This is a genomic window from Erythrobacter insulae (assembly GCF_007004095.1).
Classification (GTDB): domain Bacteria; phylum Pseudomonadota; class Alphaproteobacteria; order Sphingomonadales; family Sphingomonadaceae; genus Erythrobacter; species Erythrobacter insulae.
Window position 1 is genome coordinate 683,025 of sequence record NZ_VHJK01000001.1, and the last position, 26,999, is coordinate 710,023.

A 26,999-nucleotide genomic window follows, 5' to 3' on the forward strand; every position below is an offset into this window, starting at 1 on the left:
TCGCACCTTACGCCAGCGGCCATGAGTGAAACCAACACACCGGCCCCGGCCGCACAGCCCACTGCCCAGCGCGCATTGGCCGCGCCGATGGGATTGTTCGTCTACATCATATTGTACGGCGGGATGACTGTTCTGGCCGGCGTCGTCGCGTTCAAGCAGGTGCAATTGTGGCCCAGCAACCTTGCCGTGGAAGCGGGCATATTCCCATTCCTGTTGCTCGTGGTGATCACCAGCACGATTGCACAGCTGTATGGACAAAAACTGGCTAACCGTCTGATTTGGGTCGGATTTACCCCGCTCGCAATATCGGCTTTGCTGATTTATCTGGTGCTGTCGCTGCCCGCGTCTTCAGAGATGCTGGAATTTCGTTCGGTCGATCTGGCTGCATTTGAAACGGTGCTGGGTCAGACCCCGCGCATTCTGATGGCAGGGCCTGCTGCTTACATTACATCCCTGTTGTTGAATGTCTGGATCTTCTCACGCCTTCGCGGAGAGGGAGACGCAACCACAGTTGGCCTAATGATCCGCGGCGCCATTGCCTCGGCCTTAAGCCAGGCGCTCGATTCGATTATTTTCGTAACGCTCGCGTTTTACGGAGAATTCGACATCACCAACCTGTTGATTGGACAGGTCCTTGCGAAAGTCACACTCAGCCTGGTGCTGGTGCCGTTCCTGATCACCGGCGGGGTGAAGCTGGCTCAATGGCTCGACACGCGGGAAGTCGCCGCAGGGTGAGTTTGCGACGCTTGCGCCGCATTTATCGAAAACCCCGCGCTCAACATATCAGTAATACGGCTTGATCACGTGTTGCGGATGGCGGCGCAGCGAGGCATTTTTTGAGTAAGCCAACGCCTTCCTTCAGGGTTGCACACGTGAAGGATCTTAAGCCTTCTTCAGGCAATTTCGCGGTAGCGGAATATGTTCATACAAGTTCGTTCACGATCAATAGATAACAACAATCCGGTCGCGCAATTGGTGATCTACAAGTAGCTCGGCGGCGTTTAACGGATCGCGGAATTCAATCGCCTTTCTTTGTTTGGCCAGACCCGGCTCTAGCGCTTCTCCTGCCCGAAGATACACGATCGCGACCTGTCTTTTTGTACCGGGAACCGTACCACGAAGACATGGCGTTGAAGCGAAGTCAGAAGGGCAGATTTCACGCGAGCCCAACTCAATGGTCTGCTCGATAAACTGCCGCGCAGAATGGCTGGATGCCCATAATTTCTCTCTAGATCTGAAATCTTCAGCGCTCAGATCATTGTGGTCGAATTTCGCTCCGAAGTACCACTCGACGCCTGAACCGCCCGCCAGAATATGCCCCCACAAAGCTTCACGGATCAAAGCCAGGTGGTCATCTTTTGCATCAACATCCGGTATCGCGCCATTCTGCCATGGCCCGATTTCATCCATAGTCAGCACCCAGCGATGACCCGCATCACTGGAGCGCTTGAACCACTTCACTGTTTCTGCATGGACCAACGCCGGATCGGCAATCTGCAGGGAAAGCCCGTCTAAATCGCGTAAACCCAAAAGCGGCCCGGCTATCGCATCTTTGTCGTCTGGTTCGGCATGCGTGTGGAGCAGTATGGGATGGTTGTAGGGATCGACCTGCGTCAACCATTCAATCATCGCTCTGCGCTGTGCATCGTTCTGGCCTTCGGGTCTCCAGTGGACTGGGCCGTTCTCTTCGCCCAAATTCCAGATCAACGCATTGTGGTGGCCAAAGCGGGCGACGAGTTCCGCAATGAACAGCTTGCGGATCCGGCCCGTATCGCCGCCATCCATAAGCAGCTCATTCTCGGTTTCCTGCAGCACGACATGAAGCGCAATGCCCTGATTCTGCATATGGGTGAAAACCCGCTCCCACTGATCTAGTTTGCTGGTGTCAAAACGGGTTTGATCATTGGGGTCGATGAAGGGCCAGACATCTTTCCCGTCCCCTTCAACATTCCAAACCAGGAAATAGGCGGCATTGATGCCATTATCGGCCAGATAATTAACTGCCCCGATCATGGAATGGCCACGCTTGTCCCCCCACTCCGGATCGCCTGGACGCCAATCTTGTTGATGCGGTTCAAACCGGTGGAGCTGTTTACCGCTATCGGATTCTCCATCTCGGGCATTGCTATCAATGCGCCACGTCCCGTCGAAACCGGAATAGCCGAGTAGATTCTCAGGACTGTTAGCGCCGGTCTTAAGCCAGACATTGCCGGAGCCAGTGGCAATCAGTTCTCCGTTTTTTGCCACCAAGCGTCCATTCGCAGAAGCCCGCCAGTCCTTCCCATCAGCCAGAGAAGGGCCGACATCAAATGATCCGCTTGATTGCGATATTGCAATCGTCGTGCCTGAAGCAACATCCTGATCAATTGCAATGTCAGAGCCCTCAGCGAGCCGCGCCGTCCAACGCCATCTACCCTCACGATCAGGGGTGAACATTGCACGCCAGACACCCCCTGAAACCGCACTGGTGTCAGCCGCATCCCCATCGGCCGCATAGAACCCGCGAATACGCGTCGGCACATCCGAACCGGGCGCATAGAAGGCGACAACCAGCCGGTAATCCGTAAAGGGGTTGGCGGCCGCAAACTCGCTCGTATCAGGGCCAGTGAATTCAAATGCCATGGGGTGGTGCAAAGAGCCGGCGCGCGGTAGCTCAGTGTCCGGGCCTGATCGCTGTTCCGATCCCGAAGGATCTCGCTGCTGCGCATTTGCGATACCGCCCAGCGCTGAAAAAGCGATTATCATTGCCGCAAAAAATATCAGTCTAATCATCGATGTCCCCATCTCATACAGAGATTGCATACCACTCGTTGAATTGCAGCGCTTCACCATTTGGGAGCGCTACCAAGAAGATCGCATCAAGGCAAAACCCACACTTATCGCCACGCCATTTCGCGATGTGCGGAGCGCTGAATGTTTGTCGGCAAGAGAAGTTTCACCTCGGCCCTAGACAGCAACAGAAATTCGCTTAATGATAGCGCTCCCATTTTGGGCTGAGGGGGACTTCACTGTGCGTTTTTATTCATTGGCAATCGCAACAGGCGCGATACTCATTTCAGGCTGCGCGACGTATCCTGTTGGCGCCGATCCGATAAGCAGCCCTGCTCCGGTCCTCGGGGAAATGGACAATAACGACACGCAGGCCGGTGTTGCAGACCCCTCGATCTGGCCTGTCTACGAATATCCTGTCGATACATCTGACGAAACCGAAGCCCGTATCGCGCAGATAATCGCCCGCATGACGCTGGAGGAGAAGGTCGGCCAACTTGTTCAGGCCGATCTATGCTGTGTGACAGCAAAAGATGTGAAAGAATACAATCTCGGTTCAGTGCTCAACGGCGGCAATAGCGGGCCCTACGGCGACGATACCGCACCCGCCTCACAATGGCTGAAAGCTGCCGACGAATTTTACGACGCATCCGTCGACACCAGTGACGGCGGTGTGGGTATCCCGATCGTCTGGGGCACGGACGCCGTTCACGGCCATTCGAATATCATCGGTGCCACGATTTTTCCGCACAATATCGGTCTGGGCGCGATGCGTGACGCAGAGCTGGTCGAACGTATTGCGCAGGTTACGGCTAAAGAGATCCGCGTGACCGGGCAGGAATGGACCTTTGCGCCCACAGTTGCAGTCCCACAGGATTTTCGTTGGGGCCGCGCATATGAAGGATACTCATCCGATCCCGCATTGGTCGCATCCTATGTTGGAGCGATGGTTCGCGGCCTACAGGGCGCGCCCGATTCCCAAAACCTACTCGCCGGTCCGTATGTCATCGCGTCCACCAAGCACTATCTGGCTGATGGCGGGACAAAAGACGGCATCGATCAGGGTGATGCGGATATTAGCGAAGAAGAATTGCGCGACATTCACGGGGCACCTTACGGTCCCGCAATCGAAAATGGCGTGGCGACTGTCATGGCCAGCTTTTCGAGCTGGCAAGGTAAGAAGATGACTGGCAATCGCAGTCTCCTGACCGACGTCTTGAAGGATCAAATGGGCTTCAAAGGCTTCGTGGTTTCTGACTGGAATGCCCATGGGCAAGTCGAAGGCTGTACCAATGAAAGCTGCCCGAAGGCCATTACCGCAGGCATCGATATGTTTATGGCTCCTGACACGTGGAAAGCGATCTACGCAGACACGCTGGCCAAGGCCAAGGACGGAACAATACCAATGGCGCGGATCGACGAGGCTAATGCCGCCGTTCTACGTGTAAAAATGCGCCTTGGACTGTTTGAAGCTGGCAGACCTTCAGAGCGGCTGTTGTCCGGTCAGTATGAGTTGCTGGGTGCTCCTGAGCATCGTGCGGTCGCTCGCGAATCGGTGCGCAAATCGCTCGTTCTGCTCAAGAATTCCGGGATCTTGCCTTTAAAGGCTAATGCCAATCTGCTTGTCGCTGGCGATGGCGCCGACGACATTGCGCGCCAGTCCGGTGGATGGACAATTTCATGGCAAGGCACCGGTATCGGCAATGACTCGTTCCCCGGTGCGACCTCCCTCTTTGCTGGGATCAAGACAGCCGTTGCTCAAGCTGGCGGAACCGCCCAATTGTCACCTGATGGCAGCTTCACCAAGAAACCTGACGCCGCCATCGTCGTGTTCGGCGAGACACCTTATGCGGAGTTTCAGGGAGATCGAGCCACGTTGGCGCTCGATACCGAACTAACCGCTCCTTATGAAACAATGCGAAAGCTTAAGGCGCAGGGTATTCCGGTTGTCGCGGTGATGATCACCGGACGACCACTTTATGTGAACCCTGCACTTAACATCGCGGATGCATTTGTCGTGACGTGGCTTCCGGGCTCGGAAGGCGGCGGCTTGGCTGATGTATTGATTGGCGGCCCCGATGGGAACGCGCGCTACGATTTCACCGGCCAACTGCCGACAGCATGGCCCAAGACCCCTGATATGGGTGACGGGGTGCTGTTCCCGTTCGGATACGGTTTAAGCTATACTATGCCGGCGCCGGCATGGCAGCCGTTGACCGAGGTCGATACTGCGAATGCAGGTGACAGCCGGAATTGGTTGAAAGCAGGGGTTCCAGCATCCAGCTGGTCGCTATTGGTCGAGGGTGCCGGTTCCGGCGAAGAGACTCGCATAACAACCGTACCCGTCGAGGCTTTGAATGGCCGCGTCCGCGTGACAGCGAGCGACTATATCGTTCAGGAAGGAGCGCGACGGTTCGTGATTTCGAGCGGGCAATCTTCGGTTACCTTGCGAAACTTTGAAGCGATCGATCTTGACCGGGAAACAAATGCAGATGTTCTGCTGTTGTTTACTGCCAAAACCTGGACCGCGCTGAAGAACGCCAAAATCGGTGCATCGGGGAATTCCAGCGAAGGAATGGTCGCCCTGTCATTGCCGAAAACCGAAGGGTATGTCCGGTATGGCATCCCGCTCAAATGCTTCCGCACGAAAGGCGCAGACATGACCGCTCTGACCAAACCGTTCGTTTTGGAAACCGCCGGCCCGGCTGATTTCGGGCTGACAGAAATTCGATTGGGTTCGGACGCAGAACAAATTCTGCCATGTCAGTAAGCATGTCAGTAAGCATGTCAGTAAGATCACCTCTGCACGTATGACACCGGTCCAAGAAATCGAGGCACCAACCCCGGAGGAGTTTCAGGAAAGCATTCGCCCGCGATTTCAGCCGGTGGTTATACGCGGTGCGGCCAATGACTGGCCTATAGTGCGGGCAGGACGGCGATCGCAGGGTGAGGCACTCACCATGCTTCGCCAGCACGATAGCGGCGCACCAACCGACATTATAATCGCGCCGCCGTCGCAGAAAGGACGGTTCTTTTACCAGCCTGATATGCGCGGCCTCAATTTCACGCAGAAAAAAGCGAGTTTAACTCAGCTCGCAGATCAGATTGAGCAATTGGTTGATGCGGATGACCCGCCCGGTATTTATGCTGGCGCAACTGCACTGGCCAGCCACCAGCCGGGCTTGCGCGAAAAGCATCCGTTTCCGCTTGCGGATACGCTGCCTGATGCGACACCGCGCATATGGCTCGGCAATGCATCACAAGTTGCCACGCATTTTGACATGTCGGATAATTTTGCGGTGGTGGCTTTGGGGAAACGCCGTTTTACCCTGTTTGAACCACAGGTCACCGGTGATCTGTATGTCGGCCCACTGAATTTCACGTTGGCGGGCCAGCCAGTCAGTATGGTGGATCCACTCAATCCTGATTTTGAACGCTACCCCAGGTTCAATAATGCGTTGGCCACAGCGCAATACGCCGACCTTGAACCTGGCGATGCGATTTATATCCCAACCCTGTGGTGGCATCATGTCGCCGCCTCGGCGCCAGCGAACATTTTGTTCAATTATTGGCACAATGATGCCGCGCATGGCGGCGGGTTTCTGGCGCTCGTTCACGGAATGCTTTCGATCAGAGACTTGCCTAAGCCTGAGCGCGAGGCGTGGCGCGCATGGTTCGATCATTTTGTATTTGGTGATGATGCCGCTCAATCCGCAGCGCACTTACCGCCCGCAGGCCAGGGCATAAACGGGCCGGCATCTGAACAACGCAGCATAATGATGCGTCAGTTCATCGCCCAAGTTCTTACTAAGCCGCTATAAATACGGGAGCGCCCCATGATTAAGTCCTTAACCGCTACATTGATGGCTTCTACACTTGCCGTCTCGTCGCTGGGCGTTCCAGCTCTCTCTGCAAACGCGTCGCCGCCAGACCCGCTGCCAGTGGGTACTTGCATCAATATGGGCAACAGTCTGGAGCCTGAGACTGAAAATGCTTGGGGTGGCAAACGGATCAGTGCCGCCGATTTCGAGCGGATTCGTGCAGCGGGCTTTGACACAATCAGGCTGCCGGTGCGGTGGCATACAAAAAGCCAAAACGAGCCCCCCTACACTGTCGATGCAGCGTACATTAAACGGGTTGAGCAAGTTGTTGACTGGGCGCTCGAGGCCGATTTGAATGTTATTCTGAACAGTCACCATTTCGATCCTATTTACGAAGATCCCAAGGGCACGTCAGCTTGGCATGGCGGCGTATGGAAACAGATCGCGGCAAGATTTGCGGACCGCCCTGAAAGCCGGCTGTGGTTTGAGCTAGAGAATGAGCCGCATAAGAACTTCGACGATTCCAATCTGCTGGAAACACTGGCTCCAGCGCTTGCGGCTGTCCGTGCAACCAACCCGACACGCGCGGTGATTATTGGCGGTCAGGAATGGAGCGGAATAGATTCGCTTGCGACTTTGAAACTGCCCGACGACGCGAACATTCACCCGACATTTCACTATTATTCGCCATTCGATTTCACCCATCAAGGGGCAAGCTGGACTGGTGATGCTATGCCGCCAGTTGGCAGGCAATATGGTGCGCCAGGCGATGCCAAGCTGCTGGAACAGGACGTGGCGAAATTACGCGCCTATATAGATCGTACGGGTCACACTCCCTTCATGGGCGAAACCGGCGCTTACGAGGCGCACATCCCGCTCGCCCAGCGTGTCCAATATCATGCTGCAGTCACAAAAGCGTTCGCACCGACCGGGATTGGCATCTGCGTGTGGGCTTACACCAACACCTACCCTTTCTGGGACCAGGGAACGCGCAGATGGCTGCCCGGTATGCTCGGCGCAATCGGACTGCCCGATGACAGCGTAGCTCCGCAACCGGCGGCCCAGCCTGCATCTCAGAGTAATACAGGGCCCCTCATCAACCCCGACTTGCCCGAAGCTTTGCGCGGAATTGATAACCAGCTGGCAGGGGCATTGATGAACGACCCCAGTCGTCTTGATTGGGAGACATATGGCGACCAGTTCAAAGTGCACGGTTACTCCGACGCGAGCATACCCGGAGGTCAAGCTGCGCTTGCGTTCACAGTTAAAGAAGCACGTGAAAACTTCTCGGTCGGCGCCTCGATCCCACTTCTAGGCGACATCAAGCAAGGTGACACGATGACGGTCGGTTTTTTTGCCCGCGCGATCAAAGCTGATACGGCTGATGGCAAGGCGCGCATTGGTGTCCGTTTCCAGCAAAATTCCGCGCCGTATCCGGGTTTTGGTGACACTACGGTCTCTCCGGACTCAGAATGGGGATGGTACGAAGTCACAGCCACAGCCAACCGGGATATCTCCAAGCAGTTAGCAATTGTCTCTTTGCAATTCGGCGAAGCCAAGCAAACTGTAGAAGTCGGACAAACTATTGTCGTTAAAGGCAGCTCATCGATCGTTGATTGATCCGGATTACAATCAAGGGGAAACCGGTCTTGCGCTTTAGCCATAGGCAGCTATGGTAGCGCTATCACGACGTTATTTTTGCTAGGATTATTATGAGCGGCACCGGTCTGCTAGGCTGTCTACCGGAAGACCATCTGACCGGTCACTTCCTCGGGCGAGCCATGTCGCCCGACGGGCCGTGCATCATTTCCATTCGCGAGGGTCGCATTTCCGACCTTACCGAAATTGTCTCGACCATGTCCGGTGCAATCGAACGCTGCGTATTCGATGGCGGTCGCGACCTCGGCCCAGTTCAAGACGGCTTGCCCGCTGGTTGGCACTTACTGAGCCCGGTTGACCTGCAATGCATCAAAGCCTGCGGGGTTACCTTCGCGCTTTCGGCGATTGAGCGTGTTATTGAAGAGCGCGCGCGCGGCGATGCTACGAAAGCTACGGAAATCCGCAAACAGCTTGAGCAGCGCGTTGGAGCAGGCATTCGGTCTGTGGTCCCGGGAAGCTCCCAAGCCGCCGACCTTAAAGCAGCGCTTATCGAAGACGGCATGTGGTCACAATATCTGGAAGTAGCGATCGGTCCCGATGCAGAGGTTTTCTCAAAAGCACCCGTTCTTTCCACGGTTGGTCACGGCGCTGAAATCGGCATCCGTTCGGACAGTGCCTGGAACAATCCAGAGCCTGAAATTGTATTGATCGTCGACAGTCGCGGCAATGTATTGGGCGCGACGCTGGGCAATGATGTTAATCTGCGCGATTTTGAGGGGCGCTCTGCGCTGCTTCTGTCTAAAGCCAAAGATAACACGGCCTCTTGTGCAATCGGCCCCTTCATCCGACTGTTTGATGATACCTACACAATGGATGATGTGCGAAATGCCAATGTTGACCTTACCATTCGCGGGCCCGACGGGTTCGTTCTGAACGGCAGCAACGACATGGGGCAGATCAGTCGCGACCCTCTTGACCTGGTCGCGCAAAATTTGAGCGAACATCACTATCCGGACGGTTTCGTGCTATTCTGCGGGACTCTGTTTGCTCCAACACAAGATCGCAATGTTCCGGGAAGTGGTTTTACCCACCAGATCGGTGACCAGGTGGCCATTTCGTCAGACCGCCTCGGCTGTCTGGAAAATACAGTTACTACATCGCGCGATGCCCCCCCTTGGGAGATTGGCATCGCAGAATTCATGCGTGGCCTATCGGCACGCGGCCTCATCGACAGGATTTGATCCACATGACCACACAGACTCTCAATCACTATATCGGTGGCGAATGGCTTTCTGAGCCAGCGGCGCTGGACAGCATCAATCCATCGAATACAAATGACATTGTTGCGCGTTTCCCAGCGGGCGATAGTGGCACGATTGATCGCGCGGTGAATGCCGCACATGATGCGTTTCCGGCTTGGTCGGCCGGCTCGCCAGAAATGCGCGCAGATCTGTTACACAAAGTAGGCGAAGCCCTGTTCGCGAACGCTGGTGAACTGGGTGAATTGTTAGCGCGCGAGGAAGGAAAAACCCGCGCCGAAGGCATGGGTGAAACGCTGAGAGCGGCACGCGTTTTTCGCTATTTCGCTGGTGAAGCACTCCGCCGTCACGGCCTGACACTTGAATCCTCGCGCCCTGGCCTGGATGTCGCCACATATCGCGAAGCGGTCGGCGTTGTTGGCATGATTACGCCCTGGAACTTTCCGATCGCCATTCCGGCCTGGAAAGCAGCGCCAGCTCTCGCCTTTGGCAATACTGTTGTTATGAAACCTGCTGAGGGGACGCCTGCAATGGCAGTCGCTTTGGCGCGCATCTTTGCGGAATGCGGCGCACCGGCTGGCATATTCAACCTTGTCCTCGGATCAGGGGAGGCAGGTGCCGCGCTAGCATCGCATGATGGGATCGCCGCCATCAGCTTTACCGGATCTCGCGGCACTGGCGCAAAAGTTGGTGCAGCAGCAATGGCCGGACAAAAGCGTGTTCAAATGGAAATGGGCGGAAAAAATCCGCTGGTGGTTTTGGCAGATGCCGATCTCGATAAGGCGGTTGGAATTGCGGCTGATGGCGGATTCTTCCAGACCGGTCAGCGCTGCACCGCTTCGAGCCGCGTTATTGTCGAAGACGCGGTTCACGACCGGTTTGTCGAAGCACTGGTGAAACGTGCAGAAGCAATCAAAGTGGGGCCTGCACTGGCCGACGACACACAAGTCGGTCCCGCGGCCAGCGATACGCAATTGGAACAAAACCTTCGTTACGTCGATATCGCACGAGATGAAGGCGGGACGATCGCAACGGGCGGAGAACGGGTCGATTGCGAAACACCTGGCTATTACATGGCTCCCACCGTTGTGGCAGACACAGGCCAAGACATGCGTATCAATCGAGAAGAAGTCTTTGGGCCGGTCGTAAGTACCGTCAAAGTTGCCGATTATGACGAAGCCTTAGCCGTCGCGAACGCAGGTGATTTCGGCCTCTCGGCCGGAATCGTATCCAACGATGCGGCCCGCATTCGTGACTTTCGAAAAAACGTCCGTGCAGGTATGGTGATGGTCAATCTCCCGACAGCCGGGGTGGATTATCACGTACCGTTCGGCGGAACGCGCGGTTCCAGCTATGGCCCCAGAGAGCAAGGCTTTGCAGCGGTCGAGTTTTATACGCAAATCAAGACGGTCTATACCGGGGACTAAGATCATGAAGGAGGGGGCGATTACAACGGCTAGCAAAAGCGCGAGCTATCCCGATCTCGAAGGGAAACGCGTAATCGTAAGCGGTGGTGCATCGGGTATCGGCGCAGGCATCGTGCAGGGCTTTGTGAAGCAAGGGTGTGCAGTTGGTTTCGTCGACCTCTCGGAGGACGCAGGAAATTCGCTCTGCCGCTCATTGGATTACGCCGCGCATCAACCCGTTTTCGAAACCTGCGATGTCACAGACATTCCGGCATACACCGCCACTCTCGAAGACATGGCGGCTAAGCTGGGCGGCTGCGACGTGCTCATCAACAACGCCGGTAATGATCATCGCCACACGATTGAAAGCGTCACCGAGTCGAGTTGGGATGACAGCATCGCGGTCAATTTGAAGCATCAGTTTTTTGCTGCTCAATCGCTTGTCAAAACAATGCGCCAAAATGGCGGTGGCAGCATCATCAATCTGGGTTCAATCAGCTGGCATCTGGGTATCCCGGACCTGGTCGTCTATCAGACCGCCAAGGCTGCGATTGAAGGTTTGACCCGCAGTCTGGCCCGCGAACTCGGCCGCGACAACATTCGAGTTAATGCAATCTTGCCCGGCAATGTCGAAACTCCTCGCCAAAAGCAGTGGTATTCACCGGAAGGCGAAGCAGAAATCGTCGCCGCACAATGCCTCAATGGACGGATACAGCCGAGCGATATCGCGGCGATGGCGTTGTTCCTAGCATCGCAGGAAGCGCGTTTTTGTACTGGTCACAACTACTGGGTCGATGCAGGGTGGCGATAATGACTGACATAGCCGAGGTACTCCAAGCCGATTTCGCGCTTGGCGAAGGACCAATCTGGGATGCACGGCGCAAGGTCGTGTGGTTTGTCGATATCAAACGCCACCGGCTGTGGCATTTCGATCCAGCAAACGGCAGCAATTCGATCAGTGATGCGCCAGACCAAATCGGCTGGGTACTGCCAGCCAGCAATGGACAGTTGCTCTGCGGCTTGAAAGACGGCCTCTACACATTTTCACCAGAGACGTCGCGTTTTAGTAAACTGATGGACGTGCCAGGTGAGCTGCCAACAAATCGTTTGAATGATGCCTGCACAGACCGTTGGGGGCGCGTGTGGTTCGGATCAATGGATGATGGCGAAGACGACAAGAATGGCCGTTTCTATGTATTTGATCGCGGCACAATCACGCCTTCCGGGCCAAGCGGTATCACAATCACCAACGGGCCGGCTGTGAATGCGGACAGCTCACGGATATACTTCACCGACAGCGTTAATCAGAAAATCATGGTTGCAGACCTTGATCGTGAGAATGTGGGTGAGGCGAGTTTGTTCGTCGACATCGCAGCCCTCTTCCCCGAGGCCTTTCCCGACGGTCCGGCGGTAGATAGCGAGGGTAATGTGTGGACCGGGCTTTATAACGGTTCCGCTGCCGCCCGCTTCAGTCCCGCTGGCAAGTTGATCGAGACCGTTGAACTTCCCGCCAAGAATATCACGAAGCTGTGTTTCGGAGGGCCCGATTTGCGCACCGCGTTTGTAACAACGGCGCGCCAAGGCATGTCAGATCAAGCCCTTGCCGACAGCCCGCTATCCGGCAGTCTTTTGACGTTTCGGGTCGATGTGCCGGGGTTTGAACAGGCCGAAGCCGCTTTGTAAGCTACACAGCGCGCCTACATTCGAACGCATACAAATCGTGACCAATGGCCATGATCAGTGATTGTGGCGCGGTAGCTTTTTAGACGTCTTGCGATATTTCAGCGCGAATTCCATCACGCCGCCTTCGCTCAACTGGCTACTCTTCTCACGGAACAGCTCTTCCCACGGCGTTTGAGATTCAGGTATCTCTGGCGCCGGGTCATTCGCAATGCGGCGCTCGATTTCATTGTCGTCAACCAGCGCGCTACACGTCTGGGCGTTCAGATCGACGCGAATAATGTCACCTGTCTTGAGCCAGGATAGCCCGCCGCCAGCCGCGCTTTCAGGCGAGATGTTGAGTATAGACGGGCTGTCCGAAGTGCCTGACTGACGGCCATCGCCCAGCGTCGGCAACCAAGCGATACCTTCGCGGATCAGCGCGTCAGGCGGCTGCATATTGACCACTTCTGCGCTGCCCGGCCAGCCGATCACGCCAGATCCCCGGATGACCAGAATGCAGTCTGCATCGATGTTTAGCTCGGGATCATTTATCCGGTGATGATAATCGTCTGAGCCATCAAACACGATTGCCCGTGCTTCAAACACGCCTTCATTGCCATCCCGTGACAAATATCGCTTTCTGAAGTCTTCAGAAATAACGGAGGTCTTCAATATCCCGAAGTCGAACAAATTCCCAGACAGAACCAAAAAGCCTGCCTTTTCCATCAGCGGTTCATCAAACCTCCGGATCATCTCGCGATCATTGCTTTCGCTACCGCTGAGATTATCGGCAATGCTCTTGCCTGTGCATGTCAAGGTTTCGCCCTTCAACTTGCCGGCATTCATCAGTTCCCACATCGCCGCAGGCACCCCACCCGCGCGGTGGAACCGCTCACCTAAATAAGCACCAGCTGGCTGCATATTGACCAGCAGCGGCAAGTCATAGCCGTGCTCTTGCCATACCTGCGGCTCGAGCTCGACACCGGCATGGCGCGCCATAGCGATGATGTGCGGTTGAGCATTTGAAGAACCACCGCACACGCTGACTGTCGCAATCGCATTCAAAAAGGCATCGCGGGTCAAAATCCGCGACGGACGCAAATCCTCGGCCACCATTTCTACGATGCGCTTACCAGTCCGGTATGCCATTTGGCCCCGCTCACGGTAAGGCGCCGGAATTGCAGCGCACCCCGTAAGAGAAAGGCCGATTGCTTCGGCAACTGCGTTCATTGTGCTGGCAGTGCCCATTGAATTGCAATGCCCGGCAGACGGTGCGCTTTTAGTAGCCCTCTCGAGAAATTCCTCTTCGTCAATTTCTCCCGCAGATAGCTTGCGACGACTTCGCCAGATAACCGTTCCCGAGCCCACCAGCTCCCCGTCGTGCCAGCCATCCAGCATCGGGCCGCCGGACAAGACAATCGCGGGGATGTCGACTGTGCTTGCGGCCATGATTTGTGCAGGCGTCGTCTTGTCGCACCCTGTCGTCAGGACCACCCCGTCAATCGGATAGCCATTAAGCAATTCAACCAAACCCAGATACAGCAGGTTACGGTCAAGCGCGGCGGTGGGCCTCCGGCAGTTCTCGAAAATAGGATGCACCGGAAACTCGATGGGAATCCCGCCAGCGTCGCGAATGCCGTCTCGGGTTCGTTTTGCCAAATCGATATGGATGCGGTTGCAAGGGCTTAGATCACTGCCTGATTGCGCAATGCCGATGATTGGTTTGCCGCTGCGCAATTCCTCTGGCGTGACGCCGTAATTCATAAATCGCTCAAGATAGAGCGCTGTCATATCCATGCGTTCGAAATTGTTGAACCAATCCCGCGACCGCAGCGTTTTGGCGTTATTTTCGGTCACAACTGTCCAGACCCACTGCTTGTACGTTTGGCCAGACTCGGCGCCGCGTCGGAATCCCGGCGGATCAATTCATATGGTAGCGTCGTACATTCGGCGGGCCCGTTGCTTCGTGTCCGTTTCGCGCTCACGATACGGGCAATTTTCGATACGGCACACGCTGTCATTTGGCGGATGGGTTGGCGAATGGTGGTTAATTCCGGCCAGATCGTGCTGGCCATCTCCGTATCGTCAAATCCGCAAACGGTCAGATCAGTCGGAACATCAAGATGTTGACGATGCGCCACTGCAACAGCAGCCGCCGCCATATCATCGTTTGAAGCAAAGATCGCCGTGGGTCGGGGATCAACCTTCAGCAGCAATTCTGTTGCCGCCATGCCCGAACGATATGTGAAACGCCCTTGGACTATCAAGTCATCAATCACATCGAGCCCGGCGTCATTCAGCGCGGCAAGATATCCGTTGAGCCTGCGTCCGCTGGCGACCTGTTCGGGATTGCCGATTATAAAACCGATCCGGCTATGACCAAGACCGATAATATGTTTGGTCATATCGTAGGCCGCTTGGAAATCGTCGATCATGACCGATCCATGCGCATCGGTCGCTTTGCCCGGACCGACCGCGATAGCCACCGCGTCCAATTCGTTCGCTAAATCCATGACCGCCTGATCGTCGCATAGAGGCGGTGGTAAGATGAATCCTTTTATCCCACCTTCGTGCAACTTGTGCATGATGGGCAAAGCTTCACTGAGGTTCTCACAGCTCTGAACCTCCAAATGGATATCGTTGCTGGATGCCTCATCCAGCGCGCCCATCAAAAATTCGGCCAAATATGACGCCGATGGATTGTCGAACATCAAGGCAATCCGCAGCTGCTGCCCGCCGGCCAGACTGCGCGCGGCCCGATTGGGCGTATAATTAAGCTTGCGAACAGCCCTCATGACCGCTTCGTGCGTTTCCGCTTTCACGCGGCTACCACCATTAATTACACGGCTGACAGTCATGGGGGAACATTTGGCCTGCGCTGCGACATCGGCGATCGTAGGCGCGTTTCCGCCGCGCTGTTTCACGCGCTTTTTGTAGCCCTCGGGCTTCCCTGCCTCCATGACAGCTTGCATAGCCATACTCGCACTCTTTCAGCAATAGTTCGGCAACGAAAAACGCGAAGCACGGGCGCCCCAACGCACGATCATCCACATTCTTCGCGGTTGACATCAATCAGCCAGACTATAATGGTAGCGCTACCATAAGTAAAGTACGGCACGACGTGCGCGTATCACAGGAGGGGAAATTAATGGGCATTCTCAAGAGCACTGCGTTTGCAGCATGTGTCAGTCTCATGGCGCTATCAGCCAGCTATTCCGGCACCGCTATGGCACAAGAATCGCTGACAGATACGGTGCAGCGGCCGGTAGCTGAAGCGCTCTACTGGGATGCCTCCGCCCCTACCGAACAACGCGTCGAAGATCTGATCGCCCGGATGACGCTGGAAGAAAAGATCGGACAGATGGTCACCATCTGGAACGACAAGCCGAAAATACAGGATGAGGACAATTTTTTCGCGCCCGAAAAAGCGTCAGAACTCTATCCCGACGGACTAGGCTTTTTTGCGCGTCCATCTGACCTGAAGGGTCCGGGAAGCCCGCGCGTCAACACACCGCGAAGCATCGAAGAATCGATCCGTTACGTCAATGCGCTGCAGCGCTGGTCACGGGAGCAGACAAGATTGGGCATCCCGGTTCTAACACACGAAGAATCATTGCATGGCCTGGCTGCCCTGAACGCCACCAGCTTCCCACAATCTATCGCTTTGGCTTCGACTTGGGATCCCGAACTGGTGCGCAGCATCAATGACTACATCGCCAGCGAGGTTCGCGCGCGCGGTGTGCATCAGGTGCTATCGCCGGTGGTTGATATTGCGCGCGACCCGCGCTGGGGCCGTATCGAAGAGACATTCGGTGAAGACCCCTATCTGGTTGGGGAGATGGGCGTAGCAGCTGTCGAAGGCTTGCGCGGAGTGGGGAAGGACCCCAAGCTTAAACCGGGTCAGGTCATGCCAACCCTGAAGCATATGACCGGGCATGGTCAGCCCGAAAGCGGCACCAATATCGGCCCTGCACAGATTTCCGAACGAACATTGCGTGAAATGTTCTTCCCGCCTTTTCAGCAGGTGGTCGAGCGGACCGCCATCGATGCGGTCATGGCGAGCTATAACGAGATCGACGGCATCCCAAGTCATTCCAGTTCGTGGCTGCTTCAAGACATCCTGCGTGGTGAATGGAAATTCGATGGTACCGTAGTGTCGGATTATTACGCGATTGAAGAAATGGTGTCGCGGCACAATATCGCTGCTGACGTGCCAGCCGCAGCCAAGATCGCTTTGGAAGCAGGCGTCGATGTAGATTTGCCCAGCGGAATATCTTTCTCGACGCTCACTGATCAGGTGAAAGACGGTTCGGTTTCGATGGCAGCGATCGACACTGCTGTCCGCCGCATCCTGACGATGAAATTCAACGCGGGTCTGTTTGAAGATCCCTTCGTGGATGATGCTGCACCTGCGCTTCGTTCTAATGGCACCGAAGGGCGCGCCCTCGCTCGCCGCGCGGCTGAAAAATCACTCATTCTGCTCAAGAATGACGGAGCATTGCCTCTGGCGCTACCCGATACGGCGGCTGACACACCGACAATCGCCGTCATCGGCCCGAATGCTGATGTGGCGCGCTTGGGCGGTTACTATGGTATTCCTCGCGACACTGTGACGCCGCTAGAGGGCATTCGTAATCTGGTCGGCAACCGGGCAAACATCGTGCATTCTCCAGGTGTGGTCATCACCGAAGATGATGACTGGTGGGAAGATAAAGTCACTCTTGGCGATCCGGCTGAGAACCGGAAGATGATTGCAGAGGCTGTCAGAACGGCTGAGAACGCGGACACCATCGTTTTGTTTATCGGAGACACCGAACAAACAAGCCGCGAGGGTTGGGCCGAGGCGCATCTGGGCGACAGAACAAGCCTTGATCTGGTTGGAGAGCAGAATGAGCTCTTCGCCGCACTGAAGGAACTGGGCAAACCAATCGTTACGGTCCTGATTAATGGCCGCCCACCAAGCTATCTACAGGTGGCCGAACAATCCGACGCAATTTTGGAAGCGTGGTACGCGGGCGAGCAACAAGGCAATGCTATTGCTGACGCATTGTTCGGACAGGTAAACCCCGGTGGCAAACTACCGGTTACTGTCGCCCGGAACGCCGGACAATTGCCATTTTTCTACAATCACAAACCGAGCGCACGGCGCGGATATCTTTTCGATGACGCCGCGCCGCTGTATCCGTTTGGCTTCGGCCTTTCTTATACCAGCTTTGACATGGCTGCGCCGACCTTATCCTCGGCAAGCATTGCGAGCGGTGAAGATGTGACAGTGCGTGTTCGCGTTACCAATACCGGCAACATGACCGGCGATGAGGTCGTCCAAGTATATCTTCGCGACATGGTCAGCTCAGTTACGCGCCCGGTCAAGGAGTTGGTCGGGTTTGAACGCGTCACGCTTGACGCTGGTGCCTCGACGACCGTGAGTGTGACTATTGATGCTGACAGCTTTGCATTTTGGAACCGCGATATGGAGCGCGTCGTCGAACCTGGTGAATTCAGCGTCATGGTGGGGCCCAATTCGCAGGACCTCCAAACGATTACGCTGACCATCTCGCAATAGGGTGCCGCCGGTGACTGTCGATATCTCTCATAATTGCTCCCGCCGCACGGCTCTCGCCGGTTTGGCGGCGATGCCCGCTGCGGCATGCACACCAATTCTGACCGCGCCAGTTGCACCGCCAGCCGTGACTGCAACCGGCAGCCTTGATTTCTTAGCGAGGAGCGGCAGAAGGCGCTTCGGCACGGCTATTGCTCACGGAGTAGCAAACGAAAATTCAGGATCCGTTGCTAACCGGAGATACGCCGCTTTGGTGAAGTCTGAATGCGGTTTGGTCGTCCCTGAAAATGCCATGAAGTGGCAATCTATCCGTCCTTCGCCAGATCGGTATGATTTTTCGCAAATGGACACAATCGTCCGCTGGGCAAAGGCGAATGATATAGATGTGCGCGGACATGTACTGCTGTGGCACCGACCAGAATGGTTTCCAGATTGGCTCAACACTTATGATTTCGGGACCTCACCAGCTAGCGAAGCGGGACGAATACTAAGCGACCATATCCGCACAGTGACCGAACGCTACGCTGACACGATCGTAAGCCATGATGTAGTCAACGAGGCGATAGATCATGCGACCAACCGGCCGATCGAAACCAGTCTCAGCCGCGCGATGGGTAGTCCCGAAGCGGTAATGGACCTGGCCTTCCACAGCGCACGGGAGGGTCTGCCAAACGCCCAGCTGGTCTATAATGACTATATGAGTTGGGAGCCTGCCCACGCCGATCACATGGCCGCGGTTCTGCGCCTTCTCGAAGGGTTCAAGAAACGCGGTACGCCGGTCGATGCGCTGGGGATCCAGAGCCATATTGAAATTATGGGAGTCGATCCCGCCACCGGAGTCGGTCCCTACCGCGAACGCGAATGGCGCAAGTTCCTCGATGAGGTAACGGGCATGGGATATCGCCTTCTGATCACTGAATTCGACGTCAAGGATAAGGCATTGCCCGCCGATATCGCTACGCGCGACCGCTTGGTCGCTGAGTACACGCGTCGCTATTTCGATGTGATGATGGATTATGACTCGATGCTGGACGATATTCTCGTGTGGGGCATGGTCGATCAATACAATTGGCTACAGTACTTTGATCCGTCCAAGAGGGCCGACGGGCTAGAAGTGCGCGGTACGCCCTATAGTAGCGACTATCGCCCAAAGCCTATGCGTGATGTTTTGGCGCAGGTTCTGAGCCGCAGCTGAGACGCTCAAGCGAATAAAACAATCCAAATGTCCCAAAGAGAAGGCCGCCCCGGTTTCCCGAGGCGGCCTTTCTTTTTGAGATCGCAGGGTATTTAGAACTTACCCCTTAAAATGAACGAGAACCTTCGGTCATTCGTAAAGAATGATCGCGGCGCCAAGACATTCGCATCGCCGGTATAGGCCTGCAACGTCTCCGTCGTTTCATTGAGCAAGTTGACGCCCTGCACGCCGATCTGAACATCATCGGTAACTCTGAAGAAGATCGAACCATCCAATTGCCCGGTCTCTTCATTGAAAATCGAATAGAACGGGAAGATGACGTCAGACGCTGTTAGCAAGAAGCGCGAGCGCCAATTATACGCGGCTCGGAGACTTACCGGCCCCTTCTCGTAGAACACCGTCGCGTTGACGTTGTGTTTCGATAGCTGCTCGAGTGGCAGGTTTCCGCCCGGCGCAACGGTCGAGTTATTAGCCAAATCTGGCCCATTCAAGAACGTGTTCGGCAGACCGTCACTATCGATATAGGTATAGTTCGCTTGCACACCCAATCCGTCAAGCGGTCCAGGCAGGAAGTCGTAAGTTTGCTGATATGCAACTTCAAAGCCTTTGATCTTGCCTCCGCCTTGGAAGTTGGCAGGTCCGCGTACCAATACAGTTTGCGTAACGCCGTTATTGGTGATGTCCTGATTGACCAAATCCTGGAAGAAGAAGTTGTCTATGTCTTTGTAGAATGCGTTGAGCGTCAACGAACCGACTGGCGCAAAATACCATTCGAGCGACACGTCATAGGTCCACGCTGTGGCCGGTGCCAGATCCGCGTTACCGCCTTGCGCAGTCAGATTTCCTGCCTGATCCAAAGTGATATCGAGGAAGTTGCGCAGCAACGCATTGTCTGGCCGCGTCAACACATTCGAGGCCGCTAAACGCAAGATCAGATCATCTGTCAGCCCGAACCGCATATTGATGCTCGGGAGGAAATAATCGAATGTTTCGCCGCGGATGCTATTTGTACCCGCTGATCCATTTCCGGCGAATGCCCGAAGGTTGTTATAGGCTGCTTCGCCCTGCAAACACAGCGGTTCGGTGCTTGGCACCGGCCCGTTTGGTCCCTGCGCTGTACAGCGGACCGTAAATGGATCGGCAATACCTAATTGTTGAGCGCTTGGCGCGCTGATATTGCCGAATGATCGCGTATCCAGATTCACATAGCGAACCCCGATATTGCCGGCAAAGCGAACATCGCCCAGCAGGTCATCGGAGCCGAACTCCAACATCGCATAGGCCGCAGTATCACGTTGTTTCAGACGTTGAATGTCGCTTGGAATGAATGGCGAACCATCAAGTGCGCCCGGACGTTGAGCCAGCGGAACCCAACCAGCGGGTCCACCACGGTTTTGGAATTCTTGGTTTACACCCAAGGCGAAATTGGTCGCCTCGTCATAGCCGCTGATCAGATCACCCGAGTAATACAGCGCCGCCGGAGGGGCCGCCGTGTCACCGCGGAAGAAGTTGTCAAAGTCGTAGATTTCGTAGTTGCTTGGATCGGTATCGCCGAAACGGACAACGTCACCATTGGCACCCCAGACTTCGCTCAACACACCCCAGTTGTAGGTTGTGTAACGGACCGTCGTGTCACGTTCGGAAAAGCGCGCTCCGACTTTCGCTTTACGAATGAAGGAATCGTAACCAAATTCGTACTCTACATCAGCTTGGAAGGCGAACTGATCGCCTTCGCTGTCCTCGATGTGATCCATTGCGGCGCGCCAAAACTGAACGCGTGGGTCGACGAAGTATTCGGCATCCGTGAGACCATCTAGGTTTGCGTTTGGCCCACCCTGCCAAGAATAGCTGGTGAAGTTTGGAATATGAGGAACTCCGACGGGCAAATCACCGGTGAGATCCAGCTCAGAATCCGCAAACGTCGAGCCAAAGACAGAGAAATCGAGGTTTTCTTTGCGTGATGTCGCGTATTGCGCATCGAGCTCGATCGTCAATTTATCGGTCAGCTCAGTTCGCAAATTAAGCGAATAGTCTTCGTTGGTTGTTTCGTCTTCAACTTGCCGGCGGGACAAGACCTGTTGCAGGCCACCGATTGATGTGAACGCCGCGCCGTTGCCCGGATCACCGCGCCAACCGTTATTTGGGCTGGTAATATACCCCGATTGGAACAGGCCTGTGTCGTCATAGACGTAGTTTTCGAAGCCGCCGACGGGACACTCAGCCCGCGCGGTACCGCCCGGGCCATTCTCGTTCTGCAAGCATCCGATCGGATAAGTGTTATATTCCGCAAGATCGGGGCCGGTTTCAAAAGTATGCTCACCCCAGCTGTTGGTAGTGTGTGAACGAATGAACTCGGCGGTTACAACTGTACGCTCATCAATTGATTCAAATTGCGCAGCGACCGAGAAACCATCGCGCTTACGGTCAAACTCCTGCGACCGGAATTGCGGACCGAGTGGAGCGAAGCGCAGGTCTGCGAGATCGGCAAATCCGTCTGGTCCGCCAGCGCCAAATGTTCCGCATGCCGCGCCGCCTGGTGGCAAGGTGGTCGTATCGCCATCGCCGGGCAGAGGGTTCCGGCAAGTCAATGCACCGCCGGTGTTGGCAGCAGCAACCAGCGTGTTGTCGCGGGCTTGGAAGTTTGTGACCTGAATACCGTCGGCACGGTTACGGATTTGGGAGAATGTACCACTGACCAGAATGCCAAAGGTACCAATTTCGGTATCCCAGGTGTTGCTGATGAGGCCGGAGAATGTTGGCGACCATTCCTTTGCGAAATCGCCGTAATTGCCCTCTGCACTGAATGCGACATTGAAGCCTGGATCATCAAGCGATTTGCGCGTTACAAGATTGACCGTACCGGAAATTCCGCCTTCGATCATATCAGCAGTAGAGTTTTTGTTGATGATCACGGAGCCCAGAAGCTCGGGCGGGACATCGGCAAAGTTCAACGCCTGCCCACCGACACCAGCAGAAAATGCGGTACGGCCGTTAAATTCGGAGCGGACGTAGTTCAGTCCGCGAATCGTGACGCCCGACCCCTCGACCGAGAAGTGATCGGGATCGTTGGAGCCGGCAAAACGGTTGATCGCGACACCGGGGACACGCTGCAAAGCCTCTGTGACAGAACGATCAGCGAGTGCGCCGATATCGTCCGCTGTAATCGCGTCCACGACCGTGTTTGCGTCTCGTTTGATGTTCTGCGCAGAAATCAAAGATGCGCGGATACCGCTTACGACGATTACATTGCCTTCGGCTGCATCAGCCTCGACTTCCGTTTCCGGGTCGACAGGCTCCTGCGCCGTTTCTTGCGCCAGCACATTAGACGACAGCAATAGGCTACCAATAGCCAACATTGATGCACCGGAACGCAGAAGCGCGCCTTTACCAAGTATTGCGCGCTCGGCCGCCGACAACGCCATTTGATCAAAAGTTTTCACTAGAAATTCCCTCCCTCATGGTAGCGCTACCAAAATAAAGCGCAGTGCTACCTTTTCCTCTCGCCACGGAGTATCAAAGCGGTTTGCCCTTGGCAAGAGCTGAGGAAAGCGGCACAAGGCCAACAGCGCAATTATGTAACAAAAAGGACGCAGTGCACGGTTATGCAACCCGGAAATGATAGCGATATCGCGCAGATTGTTATTGTTGGGGGCGGAACGGCCGGATGGATGGCAGCCGCCGCGTTCTCGCGATATTTCGATAATGGCAGACGCACAATCACTCTGGTCGAATCAGAGCAAATTGGCACCGTGGGTGTTGGCGAGGCGACGATCCCTCCGATCGCCAATTTTAACAAAATGCTGGATATTGCTGAAAACGATTTTCTGCGCGCAACCAACGGTACATTCAAATTGGGTATCGAGTTCGTTAATTGGGGCCAGCAGGGCGATCGGTATTTTCATCCGTTCGGCGGTTACGGCCAAGACTTGCACGGTATCGCTTTCCATCAATTATATTTGAGAGAAAAGGCCCTTGCACAGGCAGGGTTGGCGGCAGGGCGCGAAACCGTAGGTGATATTGCGGGCTACTCCATGAGCTCAATGGCCGCCCGCCACGGGAAATTCGCCCGGGTAAAGCCTGGCTCCCAGTCATTGGCCGGGCAGATAGGGTACGCCTATCACTTTGACGCTAGCCTATATGCGAAATTCTTGAGGAGCCTCGCCGAGAAGCAGGGCACGATCCGCCGCGAAGGGCAAATTTCAGCTGTGCACCGCGATAGCGAGACCGGTGATGTCACATCGGTCGAATTGGACAATGGTGAAAAGATCGAAGGTGAGCTTTTCATCGACTGCTCAGGCTTCCGCGGGCTTTTGATCGAAGGGGCTCTAGAGACCGGTTACGACAATTGGAGCCATTGGCTGCCTGTTGACCGCGCAATCGCCCTTCCCTGCGCGAACCCTGCAACGCTTGATCCATACACACGCTCAACCGCGCATGGCGCAGGCTGGCAATGGCGCATCCCTCTCCAGCATCGGACAGGCAACGGGCATGTCTATTGCAGCGATTACATGGAGGCGGACGAAGCCGAGACGATCCTGCGGGCCAATATCGAAGGGGAACCGCTCGGTGATGCGCGGCATTTGCGCTTTACAACGGGCATGCGAAGCAAGGCGTGGAACCATAATGTAGTCGCTTTGGGCCTGGCTTCGGGCTTCATCGAGCCGCTCGAGTCTACCAGTATTCATTTGGTGCAGAACGGTATCGCCCGCTTATTCGCGCTGTTTCCTGATAAGAAAATCAGTCCGGTTGAACGTGATGAATATAACAGGGGAATGCACGAACTGTACGAAGATGTGCGCGACTTTGTGATTTTGCATTATAAAGCAACCCAGCGCGATGATACAGAATTCTGGCGATATGTGCGTGACATGGACGTGCCGGAAACTCTGGCAAAAAAGATGGAGCTATGGAAACTGCATGGCCGTGTCTTCCGCGAGAATGCAGAGCTTTTCACAATGCCCAGCTGGATCGCCGTGATGTTGGGACAAAACATCTGGCCCGACAAATATGACCCGATGGCCGATACCCTTGATGATGCAAAAGTGGCGGGCGCGATGAAACAGATGCGTGAGGCATATCGCAACACCGCATTACAAATGCCGGCCCAGGTCGATTTTCTGAAGCAATCGAATTCGTGGGCGGCAGCGCAGGATATGTCAGGATGACCGCTGCGAAAACTGGCAAGCCCATTCAATCAATTACAATCGTTGGAGGCGGTACAGCTGGTTGGATGACAGCGGCGGCGCTGTCGCGGCTGCTTTCGGGAATCCCGGGGCTTTCCATCAAACTGATCGAAAGCGAAGCGATTGGAACGGTTGGCGTCGGTGAGGCTACCATTCCCCAGATCAATTCATTCAATACATTGCTGGGTATTAATGAGCACGAATTCGTTCGTGAAACGCACGCTACTTACAAATTGGGAATCGAATTCGTTGACTGGACCCGGCTGGGCCACTCCTACGTCCATCCGTTCGGCTCATTCGGACTGGATATGTATGGGATCGAATTCCACCATTACTGGCATCGCGGCTTGGCAGCCGGAGATTCCTCGGGACTGAACGATTATTCGATTTCCGGCATGGCTGGAAAATTGGATAAGTTCATGCATCCCCAGCATAACAATCCGAAATCGGCTCTATCCAAACTCGGATATGCGTTCCAATTTGATGCCGGGCTCTACGCCAAATATTTGCGCCGGATGGCAGAAACGGCGGGTGTCGAACGTATCGAAGGCAAAATCGTTCACGTCGCACAGCATAGCGACACGGGTTTCGTTACACACGTAAAGCTTGACGATGAAACCGAGATAGGCGGAGAGCTGTTCATTGATTGCACAGGGTTTCGCTCGCTGCTTCTTGGCGAAGTACTCGGTGTAGGCTTTGAGGATTGGAGCAAATGGCTCCCTTGTGATCGGGCTGTGGCAATTCCGTGTTCTCTTGGCGGAAAGAATGAGGCGTTAACACGGTCCACTGCCCGGCCTGCGGGATGGCAATGGCGCATTCCGCTACAGCACAGACTGGGCAACGGGCATGTCTACTCATCCGCCCATATGAGCCAGGACGAGGCGACTGACCTGCTTGTAGCCAATTTGGATGGCGCGCCATTGGCTGATCCGAATCACCTGCGCTTCACAGCGGGTTACAGGCATAAGGCGTGGGACAAGAACGTGGTCGCTCTCGGCCTGTCAGCAGGCTTTCTTGAACCGCTGGAATCGACCACGATCCACATGGTCCAGACAGGTATCGCGCGTCTCATGACGTTTTTTCCAACGACCGATTTCAGCGCACCAGAAATCGCGCATTTCAACAAGCAGAACGTGCAGGATTACGTTGATATACGCGACTTCCTCTTACTGCATTACACCGCAACAGAGCGCGATGATTCCGAATTCTGGAACTATTGCCGCAATCTCGAACCGCCTTCAGGGTTGGCTGACAAATTGGAAATGTTTCGTTCATCTGGCCGAATAATCCGTGAGCATAACGAGCTATTCACTGAGGCTAGCTGGCTGGCAGTGATGACGGGCCAGGGGATCAAGCCAGGCGGATGGAACACTGCGAACAGTGTGATTGACGATGCCGAAACGCTGAAACGCTTGGCGCATATTCGGCACGTTGTTTCCAGCACTGTCCAGCAAATGCCGTCTCAAGCAGAATTCCTGGCGGCGAACGGTAGCGCAATCGCAGCGCGGTAAATGAGCAATCCTATGCCGCCCCAGCCAGTCGCGGAACACGCGATCTCTTCAAGCAAAGCTTTCGAGGACATAAGACGAAGCGGTACGCCAGCCGTCATTCGCGGTCTGGCAAGTCATTGGCCTAGCGTACAAGCAGCAGTCGATAGCGACCAGGCATTTGCCGACCACGTAACGCAGAATGCCAGCCCCCAACCGATCAATGCAATCGTTGCCAGCCATGATAAGCAAGGTCGTTTTTTCTATGACGAAGATTTGACGAAGTTCAATTTTGTCAGTGGACGTGGCGCATTTACGGACTTTGTGAACGACCTGATGCGACTTCGCGACGACCCGCGCCCGCCTTCGGTGGCTGTTCAATCAACACCGGTGGACAGTATTATTGCCGGTTTCAGTCAGCAAAACAGGCTAGACATACTGGCACATGTAGAACCGCGGATCTGGCTGGGTAACGCCATTCGGGTAGCTCCGCATTACGATGTGAAAGAGAATGTCGCAGTCTGTGTCGCAGGACAGCGACGTTTCACCCTGTTTCCTCCTGAACAAACGCCCAATCTCTATCCGGGTCCTTTTGAGAAAACCCCTGCGGGCACACCTGTCAGCATGGTTGATCAGCAGAGCCCCGATCTCGACAAATATCCGCGCTATTCGAAAGCATGGCCGCATGCGCTGCAGACCACTCTGGAACCGGGCGATGCAATCTATATTCCCTATTGCTGGTGGCATGGGGTTGAATCGCTTTCCCCTGTCAGTTGCCTGATCAATTATTGGTGGAATGACGCAAACCCCGCGCTCGCCGGTCCGTATGATGCACTGTTACATGCCTTGGCGGCGTTCAGGCATCTGCCGCCAGAGCAGCGCCGCGTTTGGCAGATGATGTTGAACCATTACGTTTTCGAAGAAAATGGCGATCCAGCGGCGCATTTGCCGGATCATGCCAAAGGAATTCTAGGCCCTGCCAGTCCAGAATTGATAGCCCAAATGCGCCAAATGCTGCGCGGAATTATCAAATAGGCAGCTCACAGAGCGACCACTGT

Annotated in this window: 17 protein-coding genes; 13 read left to right on the top strand and 4 right to left on the bottom strand. The window is 55.2% G+C overall.

The window, feature by feature from the left end:
• Positions 1-21: 21 nt before the first annotated feature.
• Complete coding sequence (locus FGU71_RS03315; RefSeq protein ID WP_142787243.1) at positions 22-735, top strand: queuosine precursor transporter; 714 nt, start codon at positions 22-24, stop codon at positions 733-735.
• 207 nt (positions 736-942) lie between these two features.
• Here the strand turns inward: FGU71_RS03315 and FGU71_RS03320 are convergent, their stop codons facing one another.
• Positions 943-2,622 (bottom strand): DUF5060 domain-containing protein, encoded by a 1,680-nt coding sequence (locus FGU71_RS03320; RefSeq protein WP_185960187.1) that lies wholly within the window; start codon positions 2,620-2,622, stop codon positions 943-945.
• Positions 2,623-3,010: 388 nt separating this feature from the next.
• Here FGU71_RS03320 and FGU71_RS03325 point away from each other — a divergent pair, with 388 nt between their 5' ends.
• The 7 genes from FGU71_RS03325 (at position 3,011) to FGU71_RS03355 (ending at position 12,537) form a co-directional block, all read left to right on the top strand.
• On the top strand, positions 3,011-5,539 hold the full coding sequence (locus tag FGU71_RS03325; RefSeq protein WP_234035621.1) for a glycoside hydrolase family 3 protein: 2,529 nt from the start codon (positions 3,011-3,013) through the stop codon (positions 5,537-5,539).
• Between the two features lie 40 nt (positions 5,540-5,579).
• Positions 5,580-6,590 (top strand): cupin-like domain-containing protein, encoded by a 1,011-nt coding sequence (locus tag FGU71_RS03330; RefSeq protein WP_142787246.1) that lies wholly within the window; start codon positions 5,580-5,582, stop codon positions 6,588-6,590.
• Between the two features lie 15 nt (positions 6,591-6,605).
• On the top strand, positions 6,606-8,210 hold the full coding sequence (locus FGU71_RS03335) for a glycoside hydrolase family 5 protein (protein ID WP_234035622.1): 1,605 nt from the start codon (positions 6,606-6,608) through the stop codon (positions 8,208-8,210).
• Positions 8,211-8,302: 92 nt separating this feature from the next.
• Positions 8,303-9,430 (top strand): fumarylacetoacetate hydrolase family protein, encoded by a 1,128-nt coding sequence (locus FGU71_RS03340; RefSeq protein ID WP_142787247.1) that lies wholly within the window; start codon positions 8,303-8,305, stop codon positions 9,428-9,430.
• Between the two features lie 5 nt (positions 9,431-9,435).
• Complete coding sequence (locus FGU71_RS03345; protein ID WP_142787248.1) at positions 9,436-10,875, top strand: aldehyde dehydrogenase family protein; 1,440 nt, start codon at positions 9,436-9,438, stop codon at positions 10,873-10,875.
• A 4-nt stretch (positions 10,876-10,879) separates the two neighbouring features.
• Positions 10,880-11,665, top strand: coding sequence for an SDR family NAD(P)-dependent oxidoreductase (locus tag FGU71_RS03350; RefSeq protein ID WP_142787249.1), 786 nt, complete (start codon positions 10,880-10,882; stop codon positions 11,663-11,665).
• Complete coding sequence (locus tag FGU71_RS03355; RefSeq protein ID WP_142787250.1) at positions 11,665-12,537, top strand: SMP-30/gluconolactonase/LRE family protein; 873 nt, start codon at positions 11,665-11,667, stop codon at positions 12,535-12,537. The genes FGU71_RS03350 and FGU71_RS03355 overlap by 1 nt, the downstream gene beginning before the upstream one ends.
• Positions 12,538-12,591: 54 nt before the next feature.
• On the opposite strand, the gene FGU71_RS03360 is transcribed toward FGU71_RS03355, so the two are convergent.
• Both FGU71_RS03360 and FGU71_RS03365 read right to left on the bottom strand, forming a co-directional pair.
• Positions 12,592-14,373 (bottom strand): IlvD/Edd family dehydratase, encoded by a 1,782-nt coding sequence (locus tag FGU71_RS03360; RefSeq protein WP_142787251.1) that lies wholly within the window; start codon positions 14,371-14,373, stop codon positions 12,592-12,594.
• Positions 14,370-15,494: a LacI family DNA-binding transcriptional regulator gene (locus FGU71_RS03365; RefSeq protein WP_234035623.1), complete on the bottom strand. Its 1,125-nt coding sequence runs from the start codon at positions 15,492-15,494 to the stop codon at positions 14,370-14,372. Before FGU71_RS03365 ends, FGU71_RS03360 begins: the two co-directional genes overlap by 4 nt.
• Before the next feature lie 170 nt (positions 15,495-15,664).
• Here FGU71_RS03365 and FGU71_RS03370 point away from each other — a divergent pair, with 170 nt between their 5' ends.
• Both FGU71_RS03370 and FGU71_RS03375 read left to right on the top strand, forming a co-directional pair.
• Entirely contained in the window at positions 15,665-18,079 is a 2,415-nt protein-coding gene (locus FGU71_RS03370) for a glycoside hydrolase family 3 N-terminal domain-containing protein (RefSeq protein WP_407644394.1), read from the top strand.
• A gap of 70 nt (positions 18,080-18,149) precedes the next feature.
• Positions 18,150-19,271, top strand: a complete 1,122-nt coding sequence (locus FGU71_RS03375) for an endo-1,4-beta-xylanase (protein WP_142788958.1) — start codon at positions 18,150-18,152, stop codon at positions 19,269-19,271.
• A 92-nt stretch (positions 19,272-19,363) separates the two neighbouring features.
• Here FGU71_RS03375 and FGU71_RS03380 read toward each other — a convergent pair whose 3' ends face one another.
• On the bottom strand, positions 19,364-22,711 hold the full coding sequence (locus FGU71_RS03380) for a TonB-dependent receptor (protein WP_234035624.1): 3,348 nt from the start codon (positions 22,709-22,711) through the stop codon (positions 19,364-19,366).
• A gap of 162 nt (positions 22,712-22,873) precedes the next feature.
• Between FGU71_RS03380 and FGU71_RS03385 the strand changes: the two genes are divergently transcribed.
• Genes FGU71_RS03385 through FGU71_RS03395 form a run of 3 tightly spaced genes read left to right on the top strand, consistent with a single transcriptional unit; the run spans position 22,874 to position 26,976 of the window.
• Positions 22,874-24,436 carry a tryptophan halogenase family protein gene (locus tag FGU71_RS03385; protein ID WP_142787252.1) on the top strand — a complete coding sequence of 521 codons (1,563 nt, stop codon included), beginning with the start codon at positions 22,874-22,876 and terminating at the stop codon, positions 24,434-24,436.
• Positions 24,433-25,965: a tryptophan halogenase family protein gene (locus tag FGU71_RS03390; protein WP_142787253.1), complete on the top strand. Its 1,533-nt coding sequence runs from the start codon at positions 24,433-24,435 to the stop codon at positions 25,963-25,965. The genes FGU71_RS03385 and FGU71_RS03390 overlap by 4 nt, the downstream gene beginning before the upstream one ends.
• Positions 25,966-26,976, top strand: coding sequence for a cupin-like domain-containing protein (locus FGU71_RS03395; RefSeq protein ID WP_142787254.1), 1,011 nt, complete (start codon positions 25,966-25,968; stop codon positions 26,974-26,976).
• Positions 26,977-26,999: the final 23 nt, after the last annotated feature.

Bases quoted from the DNA above. Each gene is read 5' to 3' on its own strand.
- FGU71_RS03375 (WP_142788958.1), top strand. From the start codon at position 18,150: ATGCCCGCTGCGGCATGCACACCAATTCTGACCGCGCCAGTTGCACCG.
- FGU71_RS03345 (WP_142787248.1), top strand. From the start codon at position 9,436: ATGACCACACAGACTCTCAATCACTATATCGGTGGCGAATGGCTTTCT.
- FGU71_RS03350 (WP_142787249.1), top strand. From the start codon at position 10,880: ATGAAGGAGGGGGCGATTACAACGGCTAGCAAAAGCGCGAGCTATCCC.
- FGU71_RS03340 (WP_142787247.1), top strand. From the start codon at position 8,303: ATGAGCGGCACCGGTCTGCTAGGCTGTCTACCGGAAGACCATCTGACC.
- FGU71_RS03315 (WP_142787243.1), top strand. From the start codon at position 22: ATGAGTGAAACCAACACACCGGCCCCGGCCGCACAGCCCACTGCCCAG.
- FGU71_RS03395 (WP_142787254.1), top strand. From the start codon at position 25,966: ATGAGCAATCCTATGCCGCCCCAGCCAGTCGCGGAACACGCGATCTCT.
- FGU71_RS03330 (WP_142787246.1), top strand. From the start codon at position 5,580: ATGACACCGGTCCAAGAAATCGAGGCACCAACCCCGGAGGAGTTTCAG.
- FGU71_RS03365 (WP_234035623.1), bottom strand. From the start codon at position 15,494: ATGGCTATGCAAGCTGTCATGGAGGCAGGGAAGCCCGAGGGCTACAAA.
- FGU71_RS03355 (WP_142787250.1), top strand. From the start codon at position 11,665: ATGACTGACATAGCCGAGGTACTCCAAGCCGATTTCGCGCTTGGCGAA.
- FGU71_RS03335 (WP_234035622.1), top strand. From the start codon at position 6,606: ATGATTAAGTCCTTAACCGCTACATTGATGGCTTCTACACTTGCCGTC.
- FGU71_RS03370 (WP_407644394.1), top strand. From the start codon at position 15,665: ATGGGCATTCTCAAGAGCACTGCGTTTGCAGCATGTGTCAGTCTCATG.
- FGU71_RS03390 (WP_142787253.1), top strand. From the start codon at position 24,433: ATGACCGCTGCGAAAACTGGCAAGCCCATTCAATCAATTACAATCGTT.
- FGU71_RS03320 (WP_185960187.1), bottom strand. From the start codon at position 2,622: ATGGCATTTGAATTCACTGGCCCTGATACGAGCGAGTTTGCGGCCGCC.
- FGU71_RS03385 (WP_142787252.1), top strand. From the start codon at position 22,874: ATGCAACCCGGAAATGATAGCGATATCGCGCAGATTGTTATTGTTGGG.